Annotated in this window: 18 protein-coding genes; 11 read left to right on the forward strand and 7 right to left on the reverse strand. The window is 71.2% G+C overall.

What is annotated here, in order from left to right:
• Position 1: 1 nt before the first annotated feature.
• From ACIN94_RS18120 to ACIN94_RS18155, 8 genes are all read left to right on the forward strand, one after another.
• Positions 2-232, forward strand: coding sequence for a Flp family type IVb pilin (locus tag ACIN94_RS18120; protein ID WP_400707053.1), 231 nt, complete (start codon positions 2-4; stop codon positions 230-232).
• Positions 222-641 (forward strand): TadE/TadG family type IV pilus assembly protein, encoded by a 420-nt coding sequence (locus ACIN94_RS18125; RefSeq protein WP_400707056.1) that lies wholly within the window; start codon positions 222-224, stop codon positions 639-641. Before ACIN94_RS18120 ends, ACIN94_RS18125 begins: the two co-directional genes overlap by 11 nt.
• Positions 632-1,087: a TadE/TadG family type IV pilus assembly protein gene (locus ACIN94_RS18130; protein ID WP_400707058.1), complete on the forward strand. Its 456-nt coding sequence runs from the start codon at positions 632-634 to the stop codon at positions 1,085-1,087. Before ACIN94_RS18125 ends, ACIN94_RS18130 begins: the two co-directional genes overlap by 10 nt.
• Positions 1,088-1,417: 330 nt before the next feature.
• Positions 1,418-2,725: an RNA-guided endonuclease IscB gene (iscB, locus tag ACIN94_RS18135; RefSeq protein WP_400707061.1), complete on the forward strand. Its 1,308-nt coding sequence runs from the start codon at positions 1,418-1,420 to the stop codon at positions 2,723-2,725.
• A gap of 141 nt (positions 2,726-2,866) precedes the next feature.
• Entirely contained in the window at positions 2,867-3,328 is a 462-nt protein-coding gene (locus ACIN94_RS18140; RefSeq protein ID WP_400707064.1) for a TadE/TadG family type IV pilus assembly protein, read from the forward strand.
• Positions 3,329-3,453: 125 nt separating this feature from the next.
• Positions 3,454-6,240, forward strand: coding sequence for a hypothetical protein (locus ACIN94_RS18145; protein WP_400707067.1), 2,787 nt, complete (start codon positions 3,454-3,456; stop codon positions 6,238-6,240).
• Positions 6,210-6,911, forward strand: a complete 702-nt coding sequence (locus ACIN94_RS18150; RefSeq protein WP_400707070.1) for a hypothetical protein — start codon at positions 6,210-6,212, stop codon at positions 6,909-6,911. The genes ACIN94_RS18145 and ACIN94_RS18150 overlap by 31 nt, the downstream gene beginning before the upstream one ends.
• Before the next feature lie 2 nt (positions 6,912-6,913).
• Positions 6,914-7,834: a hypothetical protein gene (locus tag ACIN94_RS18155; protein WP_400707073.1), complete on the forward strand. Its 921-nt coding sequence runs from the start codon at positions 6,914-6,916 to the stop codon at positions 7,832-7,834.
• Between the two features lie 4 nt (positions 7,835-7,838).
• Here ACIN94_RS18155 and ACIN94_RS18160 read toward each other — a convergent pair whose 3' ends face one another.
• The 5 genes from ACIN94_RS18160 to ACIN94_RS18180 all read right to left on the reverse strand — a co-directional run bounded on the left by ACIN94_RS18160 (position 7,839) and on the right by ACIN94_RS18180 (position 12,658).
• The gene (locus tag ACIN94_RS18160; RefSeq protein ID WP_400707076.1) at positions 7,839-8,354 is read right to left on the reverse strand and encodes a methylated-DNA--[protein]-cysteine S-methyltransferase; all 516 of its coding nucleotides are present in this window, start codon (positions 8,352-8,354) and stop codon (positions 7,839-7,841) included.
• Entirely contained in the window at positions 8,351-9,754 is a 1,404-nt protein-coding gene (locus ACIN94_RS18165; protein ID WP_400707079.1) for an AlkA N-terminal domain-containing protein, read from the reverse strand. Before ACIN94_RS18165 ends, ACIN94_RS18160 begins: the two co-directional genes overlap by 4 nt.
• Positions 9,755-9,822: 68 nt before the next feature.
• Positions 9,823-10,770, reverse strand: coding sequence for an NYN domain-containing protein (locus tag ACIN94_RS18170; RefSeq protein WP_400707082.1), 948 nt, complete (start codon positions 10,768-10,770; stop codon positions 9,823-9,825).
• Positions 10,771-10,871: 101 nt separating this feature from the next.
• Positions 10,872-11,069 carry an acyl-CoA carboxylase subunit epsilon gene (locus ACIN94_RS18175; RefSeq protein WP_400707085.1) on the reverse strand — a complete coding sequence of 66 codons (198 nt, stop codon included), beginning with the start codon at positions 11,067-11,069 and terminating at the stop codon, positions 10,872-10,874.
• Positions 11,066-12,658 (reverse strand): acyl-CoA carboxylase subunit beta, encoded by a 1,593-nt coding sequence (locus tag ACIN94_RS18180; RefSeq protein ID WP_400707088.1) that lies wholly within the window; start codon positions 12,656-12,658, stop codon positions 11,066-11,068. The genes ACIN94_RS18175 and ACIN94_RS18180 overlap by 4 nt, the downstream gene beginning before the upstream one ends.
• 209 nt (positions 12,659-12,867) lie before the next feature.
• Here ACIN94_RS18180 and ACIN94_RS18185 point away from each other — a divergent pair, with 209 nt between their 5' ends.
• From ACIN94_RS18185 to ACIN94_RS18195, 3 genes are all read left to right on the forward strand, one after another.
• Complete coding sequence (locus ACIN94_RS18185) at positions 12,868-13,647, forward strand: ABC transporter ATP-binding protein (RefSeq protein ID WP_400707091.1); 780 nt, start codon at positions 12,868-12,870, stop codon at positions 13,645-13,647.
• Positions 13,623-15,287 (forward strand): hypothetical protein, encoded by a 1,665-nt coding sequence (locus tag ACIN94_RS18190; protein WP_400707094.1) that lies wholly within the window; start codon positions 13,623-13,625, stop codon positions 15,285-15,287. Before ACIN94_RS18185 ends, ACIN94_RS18190 begins: the two co-directional genes overlap by 25 nt.
• Before the next feature lie 65 nt (positions 15,288-15,352).
• Positions 15,353-17,992: a phosphoenolpyruvate carboxylase gene (locus ACIN94_RS18195; RefSeq protein WP_400707097.1), complete on the forward strand. Its 2,640-nt coding sequence runs from the start codon at positions 15,353-15,355 to the stop codon at positions 17,990-17,992.
• A 129-nt stretch (positions 17,993-18,121) separates the two neighbouring features.
• On the opposite strand, the gene iscB (ACIN94_RS18200) is transcribed toward ACIN94_RS18195, so the two are convergent.
• Together iscB (ACIN94_RS18200) and tnpB are read right to left on the reverse strand one after the other, a co-directional pair.
• A complete protein-coding gene (iscB, locus tag ACIN94_RS18200; protein ID WP_400707100.1) occupies positions 18,122-19,822 on the reverse strand; it encodes an RNA-guided endonuclease IscB in 1,701 nt (566 codons plus the stop codon).
• Positions 19,823-20,130: 308 nt separating this feature from the next.
• The gene (gene tnpB, locus ACIN94_RS18205) at positions 20,131-21,495 is read right to left on the reverse strand and encodes an IS607 family element RNA-guided endonuclease TnpB (protein ID WP_400707103.1); all 1,365 of its coding nucleotides are present in this window, start codon (positions 21,493-21,495) and stop codon (positions 20,131-20,133) included.
• Between the last annotated feature and the right edge of the window lie 155 nt (positions 21,496-21,650).

The raw sequence follows: 21,650 nt of genomic DNA on the forward strand, positions 1-21,650 counted from the left end.
CATGCTGAGCCATCCGTGGATCGTCTACACGACCGCCCTCCTGAACGTACGGATCGACAAGGCCCGCAACGCTCCCACCCGGGGTGCCTCCGCCGTGGAGTGGGTCATCATCACGGCCATCATCGCCGGGGTCGCGCTCGGTCTCGCCACGCTCATCAAAACGCTGGTCGAGGGGAAGCAGAACGAGATCTCCACCCAGTTCGGCGGCGGAGGCGGCCAGGGTGACGGCTGAGAGCCGTGACCGGGAGCGGGGCGCCGCCGCCATCGAGTTAGCGATGATCATGCCGGTGGTGCTGGCCGTCATCCTGCTCGTCGTGCAGTTCGCCCTGTGGTTCCACGGGCGCCAGGTGGCCGACGCCGCCGCCCGGGAAGGGGCCCGGCTCGCCCGGATCGACACCGACTCCTGGGAGAGCGACGCCAGGGAGCGGGCAGACGCGGTGCTCAAGGCCGTCGGCCCGAAGCTCCTCGACGGCGCGACCGTCACGGCCTGGGAGGAGGGCGGCCGGCGGGGCGTCGAGATCACCGCCACGGCGGTCCAGGTGGTCCCGCTGCTGCCCTCCACGACGTTCACCATCACCTCGCGGTTCGGCGGGCCGATCGAGTGCTTCCGCCCCGACGACGGGAGCGAGGGATGCCCGTGACCCGCACGGTCCTCTCCCGCGGATGTGAACGCGGACGCCCGCGGCGCGGTGGCGAACGAGGATCGCTGACGGCGGAGACGGTGCTGCTGGCCCCGGTCTTCCTGCTGTTCCTGCTCTTCCTGGTCGGCGCGGGCCGGGTGGTGGAGGCCCAGGGCGAGGTCAACGGCGCGGCCAGGGACGCGGCCAGAGCCGCCTCGGTCGAGCGCACGCTGGCCGACGCCGAGGCCGCCGCCGACGACGCGGCGAAGGAGTCGCTGTCGGGTGAGTGCGAGCCCGAGGTGAGTCTGGCCGGTTCCCAGTGGAAGGAGGGCGGCCAGGTCCGGGCCGAGGTGATCTGTTCCCTGAACCTGGACTTCCTCGGCTTCGGCGCGGCCAAGGACGTCAAGGGTGACGCGGTGGTCCCGCTGGAGCAGTACCGGAGGGTCGAGTCAACGACCCCCTCCTGAAGGGAGGGGGCTTGAGGCGCGGTAACGCACCTTGAAGCCCCGCGTTGACCAGCCCTAGCCGTCAGCTCAAGGAGGTGCATTTTGATGGCTACGTTGAATACAAGATCGCAGACCCACCGGCAGGTGCTTCCTCAGCCTGCCGCTCTGGAATCCGTGGGAGCAGACACGCCCGAGGGTGGGCACGAAACGGCTCACGGACACCGCCGCCAGGCGGTATCTGGTGTTCAACCTGGGCGAGGGGAGATCGAGCGGACCGGCACCCGGTCTGCTCGGCGTCACCCCGAGGGCGCTTCGGCGCCGGAGGGAGCGAACCGTGAGGTTCACCCCGTCGTGTTTGTCCTGGACAGGCACGGCACCCCGCTGCAACCGTGTCACCCGGCCCGTGCCCGCCGCCTGCTGGCAGCCGGGCGGGCGGTCGTGGCCCGTCACACCCCGTTCGTCATCCGTCTCAAAGACCGGTCGGTTGCCGATTCCACCGTGGCAGGCGTGCAGGTCGGTATCGACCCCGGCTCCAAGCACACCGGCCTGGCCGTGTTCACCAGCCACGGCGGGAGCTGGGCCGGACGGTATGCGATCCAGCTCGACCACCGAGGCGCACTGATCCGCGACCAGCTCACCGCCCGCTCGCAGTATCGACGGCGACGCCGTAGCGCGAACCTGCGCTACCGCGCGCCCCGGTTCCTCAACCGGACCAAGCCGAAGGGGTGGCTCGCGCCGTCCCTGCAACACCGCGTCGACGGCACCGTGTCGTGGGTGGCGCGGCTGACCCGTTGGGCGCCCGTGGCCGCCGTGCACGTGGAGAAGCTCTCCTTCGACACGCACGCCCTGTCAGCCGGGCGACCGCTGGAAGGAGTGGAATACCAGCAGGGCACCCTGCACGGGTGCGAGGTGCGCGAATACCTGCTGGCCACGTGGGGCCGGGCGTGCGCGTACTGCGGCCAGCAGGACGTGCCGTTGAATATTGATCACATCCACCCGCGTTCCCGGGGTGGCTCCGACCGGATCAACAACCTCACCCTGGCCTGCATCCCGTGTAACCAGACCAAGAACGCCACCCCGATCGAGGAGTTCCTCACGGGCAGGCCCGCGCTGCTGTCGAAGATCCTCCAGCAGGCGAAGGCTCCGCTGCGCGACGCCGCCGCCGTCAACGCCACCCGGTGGGCGCTGTGGCGGGCCCTGGAGGCGACCGGCCTGCCCGTTCACCCCGCCTCCGGCGGCCGCACGAAGTGGAACCGCTCCCGTACCGGCGCCGCCAAGTCGCACACGTTGGACGCGTTGCACGTCGGCGAACTGGAGACCGTGACCGTCTGGCCGTCCACGGTCCTGGTGGTCACGGCGACCGGGCGCGGCGCCTACGCCCGCACCACCCCCGACCGCTACGGGTTCCCCCGTCTTGTCCGGCCACGGATCAAGCTGCACCACGGTTTCCAGACCGGCGACCTGGTCCGGGCGAACGTCCCGGCAGGCAAGAAGGCCGGGGTTCACCTCGGGCGAGTCCTGGTCCGCTCCTCCGGTTCGTTCGACATCACCACCCGGCACGGTCGCGTCGCCGGGATCAACCACCGGCATGTCCGCCATCTTCAGCGCGCGGATGGCTACGGCTACACGACTCAGAAAGAAGCCGATCGAAATGACTGACCGGTTAGGGCACGCTCGGGCCTTGGCGGCCCTCCCGCTCCCGATTCCTCCCCGGCCTGAAGGCCGGGGCATCCTCGGGAGGTTCTGGTGAACCCCGGCGGCAGGGCAGCGACCTTCCAAACTCCCCGGGGGACCGGAAGGGTGACGGGCCCTGCCCGGAACCGGGGGCACGGACGCCGGGCGGCCGGTGAGCGGGGATCGATGTCGGTCTTCACGGTGATCTTCTCAGTGGCGGTCTTCCTGCTGGCTGGGCTCCTGGTCGACGGCGGGGCCGCCATCAACGCCCGGCTGCGGGCAGCCGACATCGCCGAGCAGGCGGCCCGGTCGGCCGCCGACCAGATCGACGTCGAGCACCTGCGCGCCACCGGCCAGGCCCGGCTGCTGGACGAGGGCGCCGTCTGTGCCAAGGCCGGGGAACTCGTCTCCGCCCACAGCACCGACGAGGTCCAGCTCGTCCAGTGCACGGCCGGCGGGGGCCAGGCCGAGGTCACCGTACGGGTCTCGGTGGCGTGGAAGGCGTTCTTCCTCGCCGCCTTCGGCTTCCCCGGCTCCGCGATGGAGGCCGAGGCCACCGCCGGTCCGGACACGGGGGAGGACGGCTGATGGGCGGGGGCGGCCGGGGCGGTCTCGGAGGGCGGGAAAGGGCATGCCGAACGCCCTAGACCAATTGCCGCGAACCACTGGCCGAGCGGATGACGGACGACGAATCTGGACGGGGAGGGAAACACATGCCCACGCGACAGCCCATGCGCATCAGGCCCAGACGTAGCGCGGGTGACCTGCTCGCCGGACTCGGCGCGCTGACCGTGCTGCTTGCGCTCCTCGGCGGGGTGCCCTATGCCCTGCTCCGGCTGGCCGGGCCGCCGCTCCCGCCCGAACTGCTCGACCTCGACCTGCTGACCAGCCAGGTCGGCACGGGCACGATCGTCGCGATCCTCGTCCTGCTGGTCTGGCTGGCGTGGTTGCAGCTGACCGTCTGCGTGATCGTCGAGATCTACGCCGGGCTGCGCCGGGTCGGCATGCCGGCCAGGGTCCCGCTCTCCGGCGGCACCCAGATGCTGGCCAACCGGCTGGTCTCCGCCGTGCTGCTGCTGTTCACCGTGTCGGCGGTCGTCGTGCCGATCGCGAGGGCGGGCGCCCCGCCGGCCGACCGCCCCGCGGTCGCCTCCGTCGCGCTCTCCGCACCGGTCGCCGAGGAGCGGGCGCCGCTGGTGCCGGTGGGGAAGGCCAAGAAGGTCTATGTGGTGCAGCCGCCGCACGGGCGGCACCACGAGAGTCTGTGGGAGATCGCGGACAAGTGCCTCGGCGACGGCCGGCGCTATCCGGAGATCTACCGCCTCAACCAGCACAAGGAGCAGCCCGACGGCAGCCGCCTCCACATGGCCGACCTGATCAGGCCGGGCTGGGTTCTGGACATGCCTGATGACGCCAGGAACGTCCACATCGTCCCGGCCACCCAGCCCCGCGACGCCACCCTCGAGGACCACCCGGGCAGGCCGGTGGAGCTCGACGGCCGGACCCAGAACTTCACTCCCGGCCGGCCGGACGTCCCGGTGGAGGTCCGGCCGGAGGTCTCCCGCACCGCCGATCCCGCAGAGCGGCGATCTCCCCGGGAGACGGCCACCGGGCACCAGCCGGTGAGGGACGGCAACGTGCGTGAGCCGGCGGTGGTCGCCAACCCCGCCGCGCACGACCCGGGGCTCGGGATGCTCGACTACCTGGCGGGGGCCTCGCTGGCGGCGGCCGGGCTGCTGGCGGCGCTCGGCCGCAGGCGCAGGCAGCAGCTGTGGTACCGGGCGTTCGGGCACCGGATCGTCCGGCCGAGGGACGACGCGGCCCAGGCCGAGCTGGCGCTCCGGCTTGGTGCCGACGCCCCGGGCAGCCGGATGCTGGACCTCGGGCTGCGCCTCCTCGGCAGGTCCCTGGCCGCCCAGAACCGCGTCCCGCCCACGATCTACGCCGCGCACCTGTCCTCGCGGACCCTTGACCTGTGGATCCACCCGCCCGACCTCGACGCCCCCGCCCCCTGGGCCGCCCACGACGACGGCCAGGTGTGGCGGTTGCCGGCCCACGAGGGCCGCATGCTCGACGAGCAGGCGCTCGCCGGGGCTCCCGCACCGTACCCGGGCCTGGTCTCGCTGGGTTCCAACGAGGGGGGACGGGTGCTCGTCGATCTTGAGGCGGCCCACGGGCTGATCAGCCTCACGGGCGCCCAGAGCACTCCCGCCCTCGCCGCGCTCGCGGTGGAGCTGGCCACCAACCGCTGGTCGGACCGGATGCGCGTCACACTTGTCGGCTTCGGGGAGGAGCTGGGCGTGATCGCCCCCGGCCGGATCCGTTACGCGGGCAGCCTGGCCGAGGTCCTCCCCGAGCTGGAGGCCACGGCCGGCGAGCGCGGCCACGGGGGCGACGTGCTCACCGGCCGGATCCACGGCCGCGCCGCCGACCCGATCTGGCCCCCGCACTACGTGCTGTCCGCGGTCGCCCCGACCGCCGACGAGGGCCGCCGCCTCGCGGTCCTCGCCAGGAAGGGCGTCCGGACGGCCGCCGGATACGTCGTGGCGGGCGACGTCCCGCACGCCACCTGGAACTGGAAGATCACCGAGGACGGCCGTGCCACCGTGGACGCGCTCGGCTTCGAGGTGACCGCGCAGCTCCTGCCCCGCCGCCACTACCGGGCCCTGATCGACCTGTTCGACACGGCGGGGCGGCTCGACGGGGAGCCCCTGCCCGACGAGCCGGAACCGGTCACGCAGACGCCCTCGATCGAGGTGCGGATCCTCGGTCCGGTCGAGATCACCGGCCCGCCGCCGCTGGAGGAGGGCCGGGCCGCGATCGCCGTCGAGCTCGTCGTCTACCTGGCGACCCACCCGGGCGGCGTCCACCCCGTCGTGCTCGGCGGCATCCTCTGGCCGAGGGGCGTGCAGGCCGTGGTCAGGGACGCCACGATCGCCCGGGTCGTCGCGTGGCTGGGCACCGACAGCACCGGACGGCCCAACCTCTTCACCGACGAGTCGGGACGGCTCCGCCTCGGACCCGAGGTGAGGACCGACTGGATGCTCTTCCGCGACTTCGTCCGCCGGTCGCACGTGGATGCTCCGCTCCGTGCCGTACTTCTGGAGAAGGCCCTGAACCTGGTGCGTGGCCCGATGCTGAACGGCCGCCCGCCGGGCCGATACGCCTGGCTGGCCGCCGACGACCTGGAGTACGACGTGACCGCCGGGGTCGCGGACGCCGCCCACCGGCTCTGCGAGGTACGGCTGGCCGGCAGCGAGGCCGCCGGGGCCGTCGCGGCGGTCCGGGCCGGACTGCTGCTGGCGGGTGACGACGAGGGACTCTGGCGGGACCTGCTGCGCGCCACCCACCTCACCGGCGACCCCGGCCGGATGCGTGCCGTGGTCGAGGCTCTGCATCGCCGCCCGGGCCATGCCGACGGCGGGATGGCCCCGGAGACGGAGGCACTCGTCGACGAGCTGCTGCCCTCGTGGCGGATGCGATCGGCGCCGTCGGCATGAGCGGGACGAGGGGGCCGGGGCCCGCGACCGCGCGCGTGGTGGTCGCGCTGGCCCTGCTGGTGCCGGTGGGCTGTTCCGCGCCGGAACCCCGGCCGTTCACCCCTTCCGACCTCCCGGCCGGCGACCCGGGCGTGTCGCAGCAGGCCGGGGCCGCTCCGGAGGAGGAGAAGGGTCCGAGGGTGGAGACGGTCAGGGTCGCCCCCGGCGTCCGGGTGGTGGTCGAGTGGCCCGCCGTGGCCGACCAGGACACCACCGGGATGATCAACACCTTCCGCGACTACCGCGCCGGATCGTTCAAGTCGGTCGTCACCGGAGGACAGGACACCGCCTACCTGGAGGCGGTCCAGGACGAGGCGGGCACGGACGCGCGCCGGTGGGTGAGGGAGTTCCTCAAGCAGCACAGATCGGTGCGCGGGACCTCCCGGCTGTATGCGCTGAACGTCAGCTCCGTCACCGGCCGCGGAGCCGTGCTGCACGCGTGCGTGGACGAGACGGGGATGCGGCTCCTGGACTCGGAGACCGGCAAGGCGGTCCGCGCGCAGCCCGACTGGACCAGGGAACCTTTCTTCCAGCTCGTCGGCCTACGGCGGGACGACGACGGGATCTGGCGGATCAGGCTGCTCCAACACGCCGAACTTCCCAGTGAACCCGCGAAGGGATGTCTTCGATGATCATGAACGTGGTTGTTGCGGGGCTGACGCTGCTCGCCCCGGCGGGGCCGGGTGGCGGCGGTGGCGGTCAGGACGTCCAGGTCCAGGGCTATCAGAACGGAAGGACCGCCGGGGTCAGCCTGAAGAACTCCCAGATCGTCATCAGCGGGAACGGCCGAGGGGGGAAGAGCGACGGCTATCGGCTCAAGCGCCCCTGCTGGTACGAACCCACCCAGAACGCCGAAGAGATGCTGGACTTCAAGCAGAGGACGACGCACGTCGACCCGGATGACCTGAAGACCCGCCCGGAGACCCTCAAGCCTTTCGTGGAGAAGATCGGCCAGGAGGGGCGCTGGTGGACGATCGCCCACGACTCGTCCGACCCCAACGGCCTGAGCTGCCAGCTGGCGATGGAGACCTACGTGTTCGTGCCGCCCAACACGACCCCGCCCGGCGGGATCACCCTTCAGGACCTCGTGGACATCGCCCGCGCCGCGCTGACCGTGCCCGAGCCGAAGATCGAGCTCAACCCCGATGCCAGGAGCTACGTCAACCTGCCGACCTGGGTCTGGCTCGACAATGCCGGTGAGACCACCAGATCGGTGACCGCGACGCTGCCCGGGGTGATGAGCGCGACCGTGGTCGCCACCCTGGCCGACCTCACGATCGACCCGGGGACGGACGGCGGCCGAGCCGAGGTGAGGAAGGACTGCGGGCCGGCCGGCACGCCGTACGCCAAGGGCAGGACGTTCACCTGCGGCGTCACCTACCGGCGGGCTTCGGCCGACCAGTCCCGCGACGTCTACACGCTGACCGTCACCTCCGTCTGGAACGTCGGGGTGCAGGACAACGTGGTGCCCGTCGTCTACGACCCCATCCAGGTCAGCGCCACCCGCGACGTCGAGGTGGGCGAGGTGCAGAGCACCGTCCGGGGCTCGAAGTGAGCGATCACGGCACGAGGGCCGGGGCCAGGGCCTTCTCGTGGGTGAGCAGCCAGCGTTTGACCGGCGTGCCGTAGTAGTAGCCGCCGAAGCCGCCGGTGGACGGCAGGATGCGGTGGCACGGGACGAACGGCGCGATCAGGTTCTGCGCGCACGCCGACCCCGCCGCCCGGGCCGCCGTCCTCGGCAGCCCCGCCCGCTCGGCGAGCTCGGCGTAGCTGATCGTGGTTCCCGCCGGGACCTCCCGCAGCGCCGTCAGGAGCCGCTGCCGGGTGGGCGTGCCCGGCTGCTCCACCTCGACCCTGTCGAGGGCCGCCAGGTCGCCGTCCAGATAGTCCCGTACGGCCTGCGCCGCCGGCCCCAGATCCTCCACCCGGGCGAGCCCGTGTGCCTGGAGCCGGGGCGAGAGCCGGGCGAACATCTCGTGCGGGTCGGCGGTGAAGCCCGCTGCGACGACGACCCCCTCGTGCGCCAGCAGCGCCAGCGGGCCGGTGGGTGTGGGCAGTGTCTGTGCCTCGATCATTCCGCACTCCATAGGTGTAGCGCGGCGTAGGCCCGCCAGGGCCGCCACCGCTCGATGTGCTCCTCCGAGATGCCCAGGCACGCCATGGCCCGCCGCAGCCCGAGGTCTCCCTCGGGCCACGCGTCCGGGTCACGCAGTGCCCGCAGCGCGATGTAGCCGGCCGTCCACCGTCCGATCCCCGGCACCTCCAGTAGCCCGGCCACGGCCTCCCCCGGCTCCTGGGCCCCGTCCAGGTCGATCTCCTCGCCCGCCACCTTCGCGGCCAGCGCCTTCAGCGTGGCCACTCGCCGTCCGGTCAGCCCGAGCCCGCCGATATCGGCTTCCAGGAGTTCGGCGGCGGTGGGGAACAGGTGGGTGAACCCCTCCGCGCCGGTGGGGCGACCGGCACGGACGGTGAGGCGGCCGAGGATGGTGCGGGCGCCGGCGACGGAGATCTGCTGGCCGACCACGGCACGGACGGCCACCTCGAAGCCGTCCCACGCTCCGGGGACCCGCAGACCGGGGCGGGCGGCGACGAGCGGGGCCAGGGACGTCTCCCCGAGGGCGTCGGCGATGGCCGCGGGGTCGGCGTCGAGATCGAGCAGGCGGCGGCAGCGGGCGACGACGCGGGCCAGGTGGCGGGTGTCGTCGAGGCTCACCTCCAGCCGGACATGGCCGGGGTCCGGGGTGAGGGTGACCGTGCCGCCGGGGACGGCGCGGCGGTAGCCCGTCTCGTCGACGTGCTCCAGCCCGGGGATCGCTCTTGCCGCCAGGAACCGCATCAGCGTCTCCGCCTCGTACGGCTCGCGCCGGTGGAGCCGGAGCGTCAGCGAGCTGTCGGTGACGGCCCGGCCCGCTGTGGCCCGCAGCTCGCCGGGGGTGAAGCCGTAGGTCTCCTTCATGGTCGCGTTGAACTGCCGCACGCTCCCGAACCCCGACGCGAACGCCACATCGGTGATCGGCAGCCCGGTCTCGGTCAGCAACTGCTTGGCCAGCAGCAGCCGCTTCGTCCGGGCCACGGCCAGCGGCCCGGCGCCGATCTCGGTGGTGAACAGCCGGTGCAGGTGCCGTTCGGTGATGTGCAGCCGCGCGGCCAGCTTCGCGACCCCGCCCTCGTCGGCCACACCCTCGTCGATCAGCCGGAGCGACCGGCCGATCAGGTCACCCCGGTGGTCCCAGCCGGGATCGCCGGGGCTGAGCTCCGGACGGCACCGCTTGCAGGGCCGGAAACCGGCGGCCTCGGCGGCGGCGGCGTGGCGGTAGAAGCGCACGTTGCGGGAGGCGGGCGTGCGTGCCGGGCATATCGGCCGGCAGTAGATGCGGGTGGAGGTGACCGCCGTGTAGAACCGCCCGTCGAACCGGGCGTCTCTCGCGGACACCGCGCGGTAACAGGAGTCGAAATCAAGCTCTTCCACGTACACACCAACGACGTTATCCGCAGCTCAGTCCCTACGGCTGGCGGGAATCGGACATGACCGTCAGGTAGCCGTCACTTGGAGGAGACGCCGACTCCGATCTCGAACTCGCGGTAGACGCGGGCCCAGAAGCCGTCCCGGAGCCAGACCCGGGCCTCGGGGTAGGGGCGTAGGGAGTGGCCGAGCTCCTTCTCCGCCTCGATGAGGAGCTCGGTGTCGATGACCGTGGGAAGGATCGGGCCGGGGAGCAGGTCGCGGATGTTGTCCCGGCCGCGGGTGAGGATCCACTTCTGCGCCACGTGCTCGCCGACCTCCTCGACCCGGGGCCTGCTGGGGCCGAGCTTGGCGGCCTGACCGGCGGGTGCCTTCGGCTTGGCCGCGGCGGCGGTGCGGGCGGCGAAGACCTGGGCGGGAGAGGGGGCGACCGGGGTGACGGGGACGGGGACCGGGACGGGGGCGCGGCTGAAGTAGGAACGGAGGAAGTCGGCGGTGATGATCTCGACGGTGTCGGACTCCCAGACCAGGCGTTCGGCCTGGTTGGTGCCGTACGGCGGTTCGACACCCCACAGGTGGATCCGCACGCCGTAGGCCTGGGCGGCCTCGACGGCCGGGACCATGTCCTCGTCCCCGGCGAGCAGGATCGTGTCGCTCACCGCGTGGTGCCTGGCGAGCGCCTCCAGATCGCTTCTGATCTGCGCGTCCACGCCCTTCTGCTGGCCCCGCGCGTTGAGGTTGCCCAGGCGCACCTTGACCCAGGGAAGCTGGGCGATGACGCGCTGGTCCACGGTCGGCACCCGGTCGCGGGCGGCGTCGTACCAGTAGATCCTCAGCAGCTCGCCATGGATGCGGGCCTCCGCGTGCTTCTGCAACGCCTGGATGAGCTCGTCGGCGGCGACGCGGTATTCCTTGCGTTCTTTGGCACCGAGAAGCACTTCTCCCGCTGCCGCGTACAGATACCCCACGTCCACCAGGACTGCGTACTTCGCGGCAACGGGATGGGAGGTGAGGTCCAGGATGGTCATGTCGTCCTCCAGGCCTCGGAACTATCTGATCGGCTGACTATATGCGCCCATTTCTTAGATAGTCCCAACTCTCGTGCAACTTGACACCCCGTTCCTGGGATCTATCTCGGCAGGCCGCTTGATCTCCATGCGCCTTGTCCAGAGGGAAGAGGTTTTCGCATGTGATGTATAGGATTACGCCAATTTTCGGATTTCCTGACGGCTTTCGCCTCAGGAGTCCCACGCGACGCCAGTGCGATCACCAGCGCGGCGATCTCCTCCGGCGTCGCGTCCCCATGGACGATCCTCAGGTGCGTCACAGCGGAATGTTCCCATGCTTCTTCGGGGGCAGGCTCGCGCGCTTGTTACGCAGCGCTCGCAGCGCCCTGACAATCTGGACTCGGGTCTCGGACGGGCGGATCACCCCGTCCACATACCCGCGTTCGGCGGCGAGATACGGGTTGGCGAGCGTGTCCTCGTACTCGGTGACGAAGCCGGCCCGCGCGGCGTCGGGATCGCCGGCCGAGGTGAGCTCACGCCGGTAGAGGATGTTGACCGCGCCCTGCGCGCCCATCACCGCGATCTGCGCGGTCGGCCAGGCCAGGTTGATGTCCGCGCCCAGGTGCTTGGAGCCCATGACGTCGTAGGCCCCGCCGTACGCCTTGCGGGTGATCACTGTGACCAGCGGAACGGTCGCCTCCGCGTAGGCGTAGAGCAGTTTGGCGCCGCGGCGGATGATCCCGTTCCATTCCTGGTCGGTGCCGGGCAGGAAGCCGGGCACGTCCACGAATGTCAGAACCGGAATGTTGAACGCGTCGCACGTCCGGACGAATCTCGCGGCTTTCTCCGAGGCCGAGATGTCCAGCGTGCCCGCGAAACTCGTCGGCTGGTTGGCCACGATGCCCACGGAACGGCCCTCCACCCGGCCGAAGCCCACCAGGATGTTGGGCGCGAATTGCGCGTGCACCTCCAGGAATTCGCCGTCGTCCAGGACATGCTCGATCACCGTGTGCATGTTGTACGGCTGGTTGGCCGAATCCGGGATCAACGTGTCGAGCTCGCGGTCCTCGTCGGTGGTCGCAAGGACCGGATCAATGTCGAAAACCGGAGCCTCGTCCAGGTTGTTGGAGGGCAGATAGGACAGCAGCGCCCTGGCGAACTCCAGACAGTCGGCCTCGTCGGCGGCCTCGTAGTGCGCGACACCCGACCGGGAGTTGTGCGTGCGGGCGCCGCCCAGCTCCTCGAACGTCACCTCCTCGCCGGTGACCGTCTTGATGACGTCGGGGCCGGTGATGAACATGTGCGACTTCTCCGACACCATCAGCACGAAGTCGGTGAGCGCGGGAGAGTAGACCGCGCCGCCCGCGCACGGGCCCATGACCAGAGAGATCTGCGGGATCACCCCGGAGGAGTGCACGTTCCTCTTGAAGATCTCGGCGTACAGCCCCAGGGAGACGACGCCCTCCTGGATGCGTGCCCCGCCGGAGTCGTTGATGCCGACCACCGGGCAGCCGGTCTTCAGCGCGTGGTCCATGACCTTGACGATCTTCTCGCCGAAGACCTCGCCCAGCGATCCGCCGAACACCGTGAAATCCTGGGAGAACACCGCCACCGGGCGGCCGTCCACCGTGCCGTGGCCGGTCACCACGCCGTCGCCGTACGGGCGCTCGCGCTCCAGGCCGAAACTCGTGGACCGGTGCCTGGCCAGCTCGTCGAACTCCACGAAACTGCCGTCGTCCAGGAACGCGAGGACCCTTTCCCTGGCGGTCATCTTGCCCTTGGCGTGCTGCTTCTCCACCGCGCGCGCGGAGCCGGCGTGGGCCGCCTCGTCCAGGCGGCGCTCCAGGTCGGCGAGTTTGCCGGCCGTGGTGTGAATGTCAATCCCGGCGGCTAGCGGTTCAGCGCTCATCGGGTCGTTCCACTCCTGTTCACTCACGCGGTCCCGCGGGGCCGGCGCACCCTTTCCGACACCTCGCTCCACCTGCCGCGTCAGGCTCGCTCCTGCCCATCTCCAGCAGGGTAACCGTCTGCCGAAAAGGCGAACTATCGGGGGCGGCCGTTCGTTGCCTGCGGTGAGACCTCATCCGCAAAACCATAAATTCTGCCAAAGTGGGGGCTATGACGGACATCGCTGACGCGGTACGCACACGACAGCTGTTCAAGAGATTCGGCCGGCAGACAGCCGTGGCCGGCGTCGACCTCGTCGTTCCCCAGGGCAGTTTCGCCGGCCTGGTGGGCCCGAACGGCGCCGGTAAGACCACCACGCTCAGCATGGTCACCGGCCTGCTCCGGCCCGACGGCGGCACCGTCCACATCGACGGCCTCGACGTCTGGCGCGACCCGATCCCCGTAAAGAGCCGCATCGGCGTGCTTCCCGAGGGACTGCGCCTGTTCGAGCGGCTGTCCGGACGGGAACTGCTCTCCTACAACGGCCAGCTCCGGGGCATCCCCCGGCTCGAGGTGGAGCAGCGTGCCGAGGGACTGCTGAAGGTCATGGACCTGATGGAGTCGGCGGACAAGCTCGTCGTTGACTACTCGACCGGCATGCGCAAGAAGATCGGCCTGGCGGCCGCGCTGCTGCACAACCCCAAGGTGCTCTTCCTCGACGAGCCGTTCGAGGGCGTGGACCCGGTCAGCGCCAACACGCTGGTCGAGGTGCTCCGGCGCTACACCGCCTCCGGCTCGACCGTCGTCTTCTCCAGCCACGTCATGGATCTCGTCGAGCGCCTGTGCGACTGGGTCTCGGTGATGAACCGCGGCCAGATCGTCGCACAGGGCCCACTGGACCAGGTCCGCGCGGGACGCAGCCTCAACGAGGCCTTCCTCGGCCTGGTCGGCGTCGGCGGCGGCGACAACGGAGAGGAGGGCCTGCCATGGCTGGGCGCGACCCCGGCATGAGCGCGGCAGGCCACGACCCCCACACGGCCGTCCTCGGCGCGGCGGATCAGGACCCCGAGGCCGGCCCCGCCAAGGTGGGGCCGGGGGTCTTCGTCCGGCTCAAGCTCCGGCTGATCGCCGGAAACCTGCGCGGCAGCGCCCGGCGCCTGCTCGGGTTCATCTTCACCGTGCTCGCCGCGGTCGTCGTCGCGGGCTCCGGCTTCCTGATGACGTCCGCGCTCCGGTTCGCGTCCGCCGACATCGCGACGGACGTCGGAATCGTGCTGTTCACCGCCTTCCTCGTGGGATGGGCGTTCGTCCCGCTGCTGGCGTTCGGCCTGGACGACACGCTGGACCCGTCCAGGCTGTCGCTGTTCCCGCTGCGGACCGGCCAGCTCGCCGCCGGCATGTTCGCCACCTCGGTCACCGGCGTCTGGCCGATCGCCACGCTGGTCATCACGGCCGGGGCCGTCGTGGGCCTGGCCACCGGCATCGGCGGCCTTCTGCTGGGCGTCGTCGCGGCGCTGCTGCAGTTCGCGCTCTGCATCGTCACCTCGCGGCTGGTCACCACGGCCCTGTCCGGCATCCTGCGCACTCGCAAGGGCCGGGACGTGCTCGCCGTCTCGACGATCCTGGTCATCCTGGCGGCCCAGCTCCCCAACCTGCTGCTCAACGGCAAGCTCGTGGCCGACCCCGCCGCGACCCTGCGCGGCGTCGCCTCGGTGCTGCGCTGGACCCCGCCCGGTCTGGCCGCGCACGCCATCGCCGACGGCGGCCTCGTGGCGGTCGCAGAGCTGGCCGTGCTCGCCGCCCTGGTCGCCGCGGTGGGATGGCTCTGGATCGTGGCGCTCCGCCGCACGCTGGTCTCCACGGACGCCTCCACCGAGGGGGCCTCGGTCCGCAACTCCAAGGGCCTGCTCGCCCGGCTCCTGCCCGACGGACCGCTCGCCGCCATCGCCACCAAGGAGCTCAAGTACGCCCGCCGTGACCCCCGGGGGCGGGTCGGCTGGTTCGCCGCCGTCGCGGTCACCGGCATCATGGCCTTCTCCCTGAGCCGCAACGGGACCGGGGCGGGAGGCGTCGCCCTGGCGGTCGGCCCCGCCTGCATCGGCGGGATGATGATCGCTCTTCAGTCGGCCAACTCCTTCGGGATCGACGGCCGCTCACTGTGGATGAACTCCGTGGCCTACAGCACCGGCAGGGACTGGCGGACCGACCTCGCCGGGCGGCACCTGGCCATCGTGACGATCGCGGCCCCGCTGCTGGCCGTAGTGTCCGTGGTCGCCGCCATCCTCGCCGGGAACCCGGTCTGGGCGGTCCCGGCCGTGCTCACAGCCTGGGGCATCCTCGGCGTCGGGCTCGGCGTGGGCGCCCTGACGAGCGTGCTCCTGCCGTACACGGTGCCCGAGCGGCTCAACGCCTTCACCGGCGCCGCTCCCGGGCAGGGCGGCGCCGCCTTCCTGGCCTCCTTCGGAGCGTTGATCAGTAGCGGCGTGCTGGCGCTGCCGATCGCGCTGCCGGTCCTCCTGGGTCTCACCTGGGTCAGCGTGCTGGCCGTGCCGTACGGCCTGCTGATCTCCTGGGGCGGCCGCCGGCTCGCCGGTGACCTGGGGTTCAGGCGGTATCCCGAGCTCCTGGCCGCGATCTCCCGGTCAGGCTGAATGGTCTAGTCCAATAGGTGAGACCGGTCTCCGCCGGAGAAAACGGACTGACTACGCTGGCAAGCATGTCCGCCATCGCGCATCATGAGGCAGAACGTTCTTCCGCGGTCACCGAGATGCCCGACGAGCTGCGCGCGGACGTGCGCCTGCTCGGCGAGCTCCTGGGGCAGGTGATCGCCGAGCACGGCGGTGACGACCTGCTCGCCGATGTCGAACGTCTCCGCAAGGCCGTCATCGCGGCCCGTCGCGGAAAGGTCTCGGTCGACGAGATCACCGCGCTGGTCGCCGAGTGGCCCGTCGACCGGGCGGTGCACATCGCCCGGGCGTTCACCTGCTACTTCCACCTGGTCAACCTGGCCGAGGAGCACTTCCGCATCCGTACGCTCCAGGTCCGCGACACCGGCGAGGAGCCGCTGCCCGAGTCCCTGGCACAGGCCGTGCAGGAACTCGGCGGCGAACGGGTCACCGAGCTGGTGGAGGGGCTGCGGCTGCACCCGGTGCTGACCGCGCACCCGACCGAGGCCCGCAGACGCGCGGTGGTCACCGCGATCCAGCGGATCAGCGGCCAGCTCGCCGCCTACAACAGCCCCGATCGGGGCGCCGCCGAACGGGCGGAGACCCGGCGCCGGCTGCTGGAGGAGATCGACCTGCTCTGGCGGACCTCACAGCTCAGGTCCACCAAGCTCAACCCGCTGGACGAGGTCCGCACCGCCATGGCGGCCTTCGACGAGACCCTGTTCCGGGTGGTCCCGCTGGTCTACCGCTCGCTGGACGCCGCGCTCGGCGAGGGCACCGGCACCCGCGAGCCGCTGGCCCGCGCCTTCATCCGCTACGGGAGCTGGATCGGCGGCGACCGCGACGGCAACCCCAACGTCACCGCCAAGGTGACCAGGGACGCCGTGCTCATCCAGACCGAGCACGTGCTGACCGCCCTGGAGAACGCCACCCACCGGATCGGCCGCACCCTCACCGTGGCCTCCGGATACACCCCCGCCTCGCCGGAGCTCCGGGCCGCGCTCGCCGCCGCCGAGAACCACTACCCCGACCTGGTCTCGGAGCTGGCCACACGCTCCCCGCAGGAGCCGCACCGCCAATGGCTGCTGTTCGTCACCGCCCGCATCCTGGCCACCCGGCAGCGCGGCCTCGACCTGGCCTACCGCTCCCCCGAGGAGCTCCTGGCCGACCTGCGGCTCGTCCAGTCGTCACTGGTCGCGGCCGGAGCCAGACGACAGGCGTACGGCGAGCTACAGCACCTGATCTGGCAGGTGGAGACGTTCGGGTTCCACCTGGCCGAACTGGAAGTGCGCCAGCACTCGCAGGTCCACGCCGCCGCCCTGGCCGAACTCGCCGCAGGACGGCCCTCAGAGCGCACCGACGAGGTCCTGGCCACCATCCGGACGATCGGCTGGATCCAGGAGCGGTACGGCGTGACCGCCTGCTCCCGCTACGTCGTCTCCTTCACCCGTTCGGCCGACGACATCGCCGCGGTCTACTCGCTGGCCGAACACGCGCTCGGTGACAAGGCCCCGCAGCTCGACGTGGTCCCCCTGTTCGAGTCGGGCAACGACCTGGCCAACGCCCCCACAGTGCTGTCGGGGATGCTGGAGATCCCCGGCATCCAGCACCGCCTCGCGGCGAACGGCCGCCGCCTGGAGGTCATGCTCGGCTACTCCGACTCCGCCAAGGAACTCGGGCCGGCCGCCGCGACCCTGAAGCTGTACGAGGCCCAGGAGGCGCTGGCCGGGTGGGCCGCCGAGCACGACGTACGGCTGACGCTGTTCCACGGCCGGGGCGGCGCCCTGGGCCGGGGCGGCGGGCCGGCCAACCGGGCGGTGCTCGCCCAGGCGCCGGGCTCGGTCAGCGGCAGGTTCAAGGTCACCGAGCAGGGCGAGGTCATCTTCGCCCGCTACGGCCACGCCGCCATCGCCCGCCGCCACATGGAGCAGGTCACCTCCGCGGTGCTGCTCGCCTCCACCCCGACCATCGAGGCCCGTACGGCAGAGGCCGCCGGACGCTTCCGCGCCGTCGCCGAGCAGGTCGCCTCCGCCTCGGAGAAGGCCTACCGGTCGCTGACCGAGGCACCCGGCTTCCCCGAATGGTTCTCCCTGGTCAGCCCGCTGGAGGAGATCGGCTCGCTCCGGCTCGGCTCCCGCCCCGCCCGGCGCGGACTCGGCGCCCCCCGCTCCCTGGACGACCTGCGAGCCATCCCGTGGGTCTTCGCCTGGGCCCAGACCCGGGTCAACCTGCCCGGCTGGTACGGCCTGGGCAGCGGCCTGGAAGCGGTGATCTCCGAGTCTGGCCTGGACGAGCTGCGCGCCGCCTACCGCGAGTGGCCGCTGTTCGCCTCACTGCTGGACAACGTGGAGATGTCACTGGCCAAGACCGACCGGGAGATCGCGGCCCGCTACCTCGCGCTGGGCGGCCGGGACGACTTCGTCAGGCAGGTCCTGCGCGAGTACGACCTCACCCGCCGCCTGGTGCTGGAGATCACCGGCCACACCCGGCTGCTGGAGAACCGCAAGGTGCTGTCGCGCGCGGTCCAGCTCCGCGACCCCTACGTGGACGCGCTCTCCCACCTGCAACTCCGCGCCCTGTCGACGCTCCGCGCCGCCGACGGGCTGTCGGAGGAGGAGCGCGAACGCCTGTCCACGCTGCTCCTGCTGTCGGTCAACGGCGTCGCCGCCGGCCTGCAGAACACCGGCTGACCTTCTGGTAACCCGTCGCGGAACGGTCGCCGGGCATCGCTGCCGGAGAACCGGACCCCGCCGGGACCGGTGACCCGGCACGGTTACGTGCCGGGTCACCGGAGAGAACCGGGATGGTCTCTCAACGCCTCAGCCGAACAGGGCATCGGTCGAATCCGCCGTGGCCGCGAGGCGGATCCATACCTCAATCTGCTCGATATCGGTGCAGTTAACAATGCGTTCCATGGCCTCGTCGGACAGCTCGATCTCCCGCGCGGAGAGGACCGCCAGAAGAGCCTTGACCTCACCCTCGGCCCGCCCCTCAGCCCGCCCTTCGGCGACATATTTCCTGGCGAAGTCGCTCTGGTATTCATCATTTCCTCCAGCGTGGAGACCCGGTCCTTCAGGGCCGGGAGGAAACGCGGCTCGGTGCCGCACTTCCGGGTGGGTGGTGTAGCCGTAGCCGTCGGCTCGCTGCAGCAGCCGGACGTGGCGGTGGTGGATGCCCTGCACCGTGCCGTGCCGGGTGGTGATGTTGAAACTGCCGGTGCTGCGGACCGCGACGCGTCCGGAGTGGACACCGGTCTTCTTGCCGCTGGGTACGACGGCGCGGACCAGGTCGCCGGTGGCGAACCCCTTGACCTGCTTGGTCCGGGGCAGCCGCAGCCGGGGAAAACCGTAGCGGTCGGTGCGGGTACGGGCGTAGGTGCCGCGCCCGGTCGCCTTGACCACCAGGACCGTCGACGGCCAGACGGTCACGGTGTCCAGCTCGCCGACGTGCAGCGCGTCCAAGGTGTGGGACTTGGCGGCGCCGGTGCGGGACCGGTTCCACTTCGTGCGGCCGCCGGAGGCGGGGTGAACGGGCAGGCCGGTCGCCTCCAGGGCCCGCCACAGCGCCCACCGGGTGGTGTTGACGGCGGCGGCATCGCGCAGCGGAGCCTTCGCCTGTTGGAGGATCTTCGCCAGGAGGGCGGGCCTGTCCTTGAGGAAATCCTCCACCGGGGTGGCGTTCTTGGCCTGGTTGCACGGGATGCAGGCCAGGGTGAGGTTACTGATCCGGTCGGAGCCGCCCCGGCTGCGGGGGTGGAGGTGGTCGAGGTTGAGCGGCACACCGGTCGCGCCACAGTAGGCGCACCTGCGGTTGCCCTTGGCGAGCAGGTATTCGCGCACCTCGTACCCGGCGAGGGTGCCCCGCTGGTACTCCGCCCCTTCCAGGGGTCGGCCCGCCGACATGCTGTGGGTGTCGAACGCGACCCGCTCCACGTGCACGGCCCGCACCGGCGCCCACCGGGTGAGCCGCACCACCCACGACAGGGTGGTGTCGACGCGGTGCCGCAGCGATGGTGCGAGCCATCCCTTCGGCTTGGTCCGGTTGTTGAACCGGGGCGCACGGTAGCGCAGGTTTTTACTGCGGCGCCGACGCCGATACTGCGAGCGGGCGGTGAGCTGGTCGCGAATCGCCCCGCCCCGGTGGTCGAGCTGGAGCGCGTACCTGCCGGTCCGGTTCCCGCCGTGCTCGGCGAACACCGCGATGCCGGTGTGTTTGCTTCCAGGGTCAATCCCGACCTGTACGCCGGTCACAACGGAATCGGCGGCCGTGCGATCTTTCAGCCGGATGACGAACGGGGTATGCCGGGCCACGACCGCCCGACCGGCCGCCAGCAGGCGGCGGGCGCGGGCGGGGTGGCACGGGTCGAGCGGGTGGCCGTGCCTGTCCAGGACAAACGCGGCCGGATGGCCCTCACGAGCCTCTCCCTCGGGCGCCGAAGCGTCCTCGGGGTGACGCCGGTCCAGGCGGGTGCCGCCCGAACCGATCTCCCCTCGCCCATGTTCAACGCCAGCGCCCGGCACAGCCGGGAGTCCGTGAGCCGTTTCGTCCCCACCCTCGGGGCTGTCTGCTCCCACGAATTCCAGAGCGGCAGGCTGAGGAAGCACCTGCCGGTGGGTCTGCTCACTTACGTGAAACGTAGTCAATCGAATGCACCTCCTTCAAGATGATCGACTCGGGCTGGTCAACGCGGGGCTTCAAGGTGCATCGCTGCACCTCAAGCCCCCTCCCTTAGGAGGGGGTCGTTGACGGTCGGAGTCACCGGCATCGTCCGCGGCTCCGAAGGGCGCGTGCTCCTCCTACGGCACCGCCTGTGGCCGTTCGCTGATTCTCAGTGTTTCTCGGTGAGAGCCAGCGAGCTGCCGCGTTGCCGGGGCAGCGTTCCCCGTTGCCGGGGTTCCCGTTTCACCGGTGCGCGCCCGGCGCGGGCGCCGGGTCTTACCGCTCCTCCACGGGCGTTTTGCGTCTCCCCGCAACTCTGGGCGACGTCGGCCGCCAACGCGGCCAGATTACGGGCGGCGTTCAGATCCCGATCCAGGACCAGACCACACGCCGCGCAGGTGAAGGTGCGTTCGGACAGAGCGAGCTTGGCTTTCACCACGCCACAACCCGAACACGTCTTACTCGACGGATACCAGCGGTCGGCCACGACCAGCCGGCCACCGCTCCAGCCGGTCTTGTAGGTGAGCTGCCGGCGGACCTCGGCCATGCCGGTGTCGGCCACCGCGCGGGCCAGGCGCCGGTTGGCGAGCATCCCGGCCACGTGCAGGTCCTCGACCACGACCGTGCCGTACGTCGTCGCCAACCTGGTGGTCAGCTTGTGCAGGCCGTCGCGCCGCTGATGGGCCGCCCGGGCGTGCGCCCTGCCGAGCGCGGCCTTGGCCTTGGACCAGCGGGCCGAGGGCTCCCGCCGGCCGCCGTCGAGGGTGCGCGGACCGGTACGGCGGGCCAACTGCTTATTCAACCGGCGCAGCCGGCGCAGCGCCGAGCGGTGGTGTTTGGGGTGAGGGACGGCGTCGCCGGTGGACAGCACGGCGAGATTCTTCACGCCGAGGTCCACCCCGACCACCGCGTCCGGCCGGGCCGGGGCGCGGTCGGTGCGGTCGATCTCGCAGGCGAAAGATACCGACCAGCGGCCGCCCTGCAGGCGGACGGTGGCCGACAGGATCCGCCCAGTGCCCCGCTCCAGATGCCGGGCCAGCTTCCGGGTCGACTCGCAGGTACGGAGGGTGCCCAGCCGGGGCAGGGTGACGTGGCGGCGGTCGGCCTCGACGCGGATGGTCCCGGTGGTGAACCGGCACGACGGCGTGGTGCGGTGCTTGGCTTTGAACCGGGGAAACCCGATCTTCGGTCCTTTGCGGGTGCCCTGACGGGAGGCCGACCAGTTCTTCAACGCTCGCGTCAGACCGTCCAGGCCGGTGTTGTAGGCCTCCTTGGAGTGCTCCGCCCACCACGGCGCCACCACGTCCTTGGTGGCGTTCCACACCTTGCGCAGGCCGTACAGCGACCACGGCACCTCGATCAGCAGCTCGGCGGGGACGCCGTAGGTCTTCTCGGCCTCCCGCTGCTCCAGAGCCGCCTTGACCCGGCCCAGAGCCCAGTTGAACGCGTACCGGGACGCCCCGCACGAGGCCAGCGCGACGGTCTGCCCGGGGGTGGGGTCCAGGGCGTAGCGGTAGGCCTGATGGACCCGCACCACCCCACCCCCACTCATTACTCACCGCTGTCAACCGATGACCATGAGCTTACCTTCGGGAGGTGATCGACAGCCACCGGACCGGCGGAAAAGCCCGCACCGCGCCCCGGCACCGCATCCTCGCCCCGCCCGCGGGCCCCTTCGGCGCCCCACTG

This window comes from Streptosporangium sp. NPDC087985 (genome assembly GCF_044741965.1).
Taxonomy (GTDB): Bacteria; Actinomycetota; Actinomycetes; order Streptosporangiales; family Streptosporangiaceae; genus Streptosporangium.

What these genes read in the sequence shown, in the direction of transcription:
- ACIN94_RS18120 (WP_400707053.1), top strand. Translation starts at nt 2, where the DNA reads ATGCTGAGCCATCCGTGGATCGTCTACACGACCGCCCTCCTGAACGTA.
- ACIN94_RS18130 (WP_400707058.1), top strand. Translation starts at nt 632, where the DNA reads ATGCCCGTGACCCGCACGGTCCTCTCCCGCGGATGTGAACGCGGACGC.
- ACIN94_RS18145 (WP_400707067.1), top strand. Translation starts at nt 3,454, where the DNA reads ATGCCCACGCGACAGCCCATGCGCATCAGGCCCAGACGTAGCGCGGGT.
- ACIN94_RS18155 (WP_400707073.1), top strand. Translation starts at nt 6,914, where the DNA reads ATGAACGTGGTTGTTGCGGGGCTGACGCTGCTCGCCCCGGCGGGGCCG.
- ACIN94_RS18160 (WP_400707076.1), bottom strand. Translation starts at nt 8,354, where the DNA reads ATGATCGAGGCACAGACACTGCCCACACCCACCGGCCCGCTGGCGCTG.
- ACIN94_RS18170 (WP_400707082.1), bottom strand. Translation starts at nt 10,770, where the DNA reads ATGACCATCCTGGACCTCACCTCCCATCCCGTTGCCGCGAAGTACGCA.
- ACIN94_RS18180 (WP_400707088.1), bottom strand. Translation starts at nt 12,658, where the DNA reads ATGAGCGCTGAACCGCTAGCCGCCGGGATTGACATTCACACCACGGCC.
- ACIN94_RS18185 (WP_400707091.1), top strand. Translation starts at nt 12,868, where the DNA reads ATGACGGACATCGCTGACGCGGTACGCACACGACAGCTGTTCAAGAGA.
- ACIN94_RS18190 (WP_400707094.1), top strand. Translation starts at nt 13,623, where the DNA reads ATGGCTGGGCGCGACCCCGGCATGAGCGCGGCAGGCCACGACCCCCAC.
- ACIN94_RS18195 (WP_400707097.1), top strand. Translation starts at nt 15,353, where the DNA reads ATGTCCGCCATCGCGCATCATGAGGCAGAACGTTCTTCCGCGGTCACC.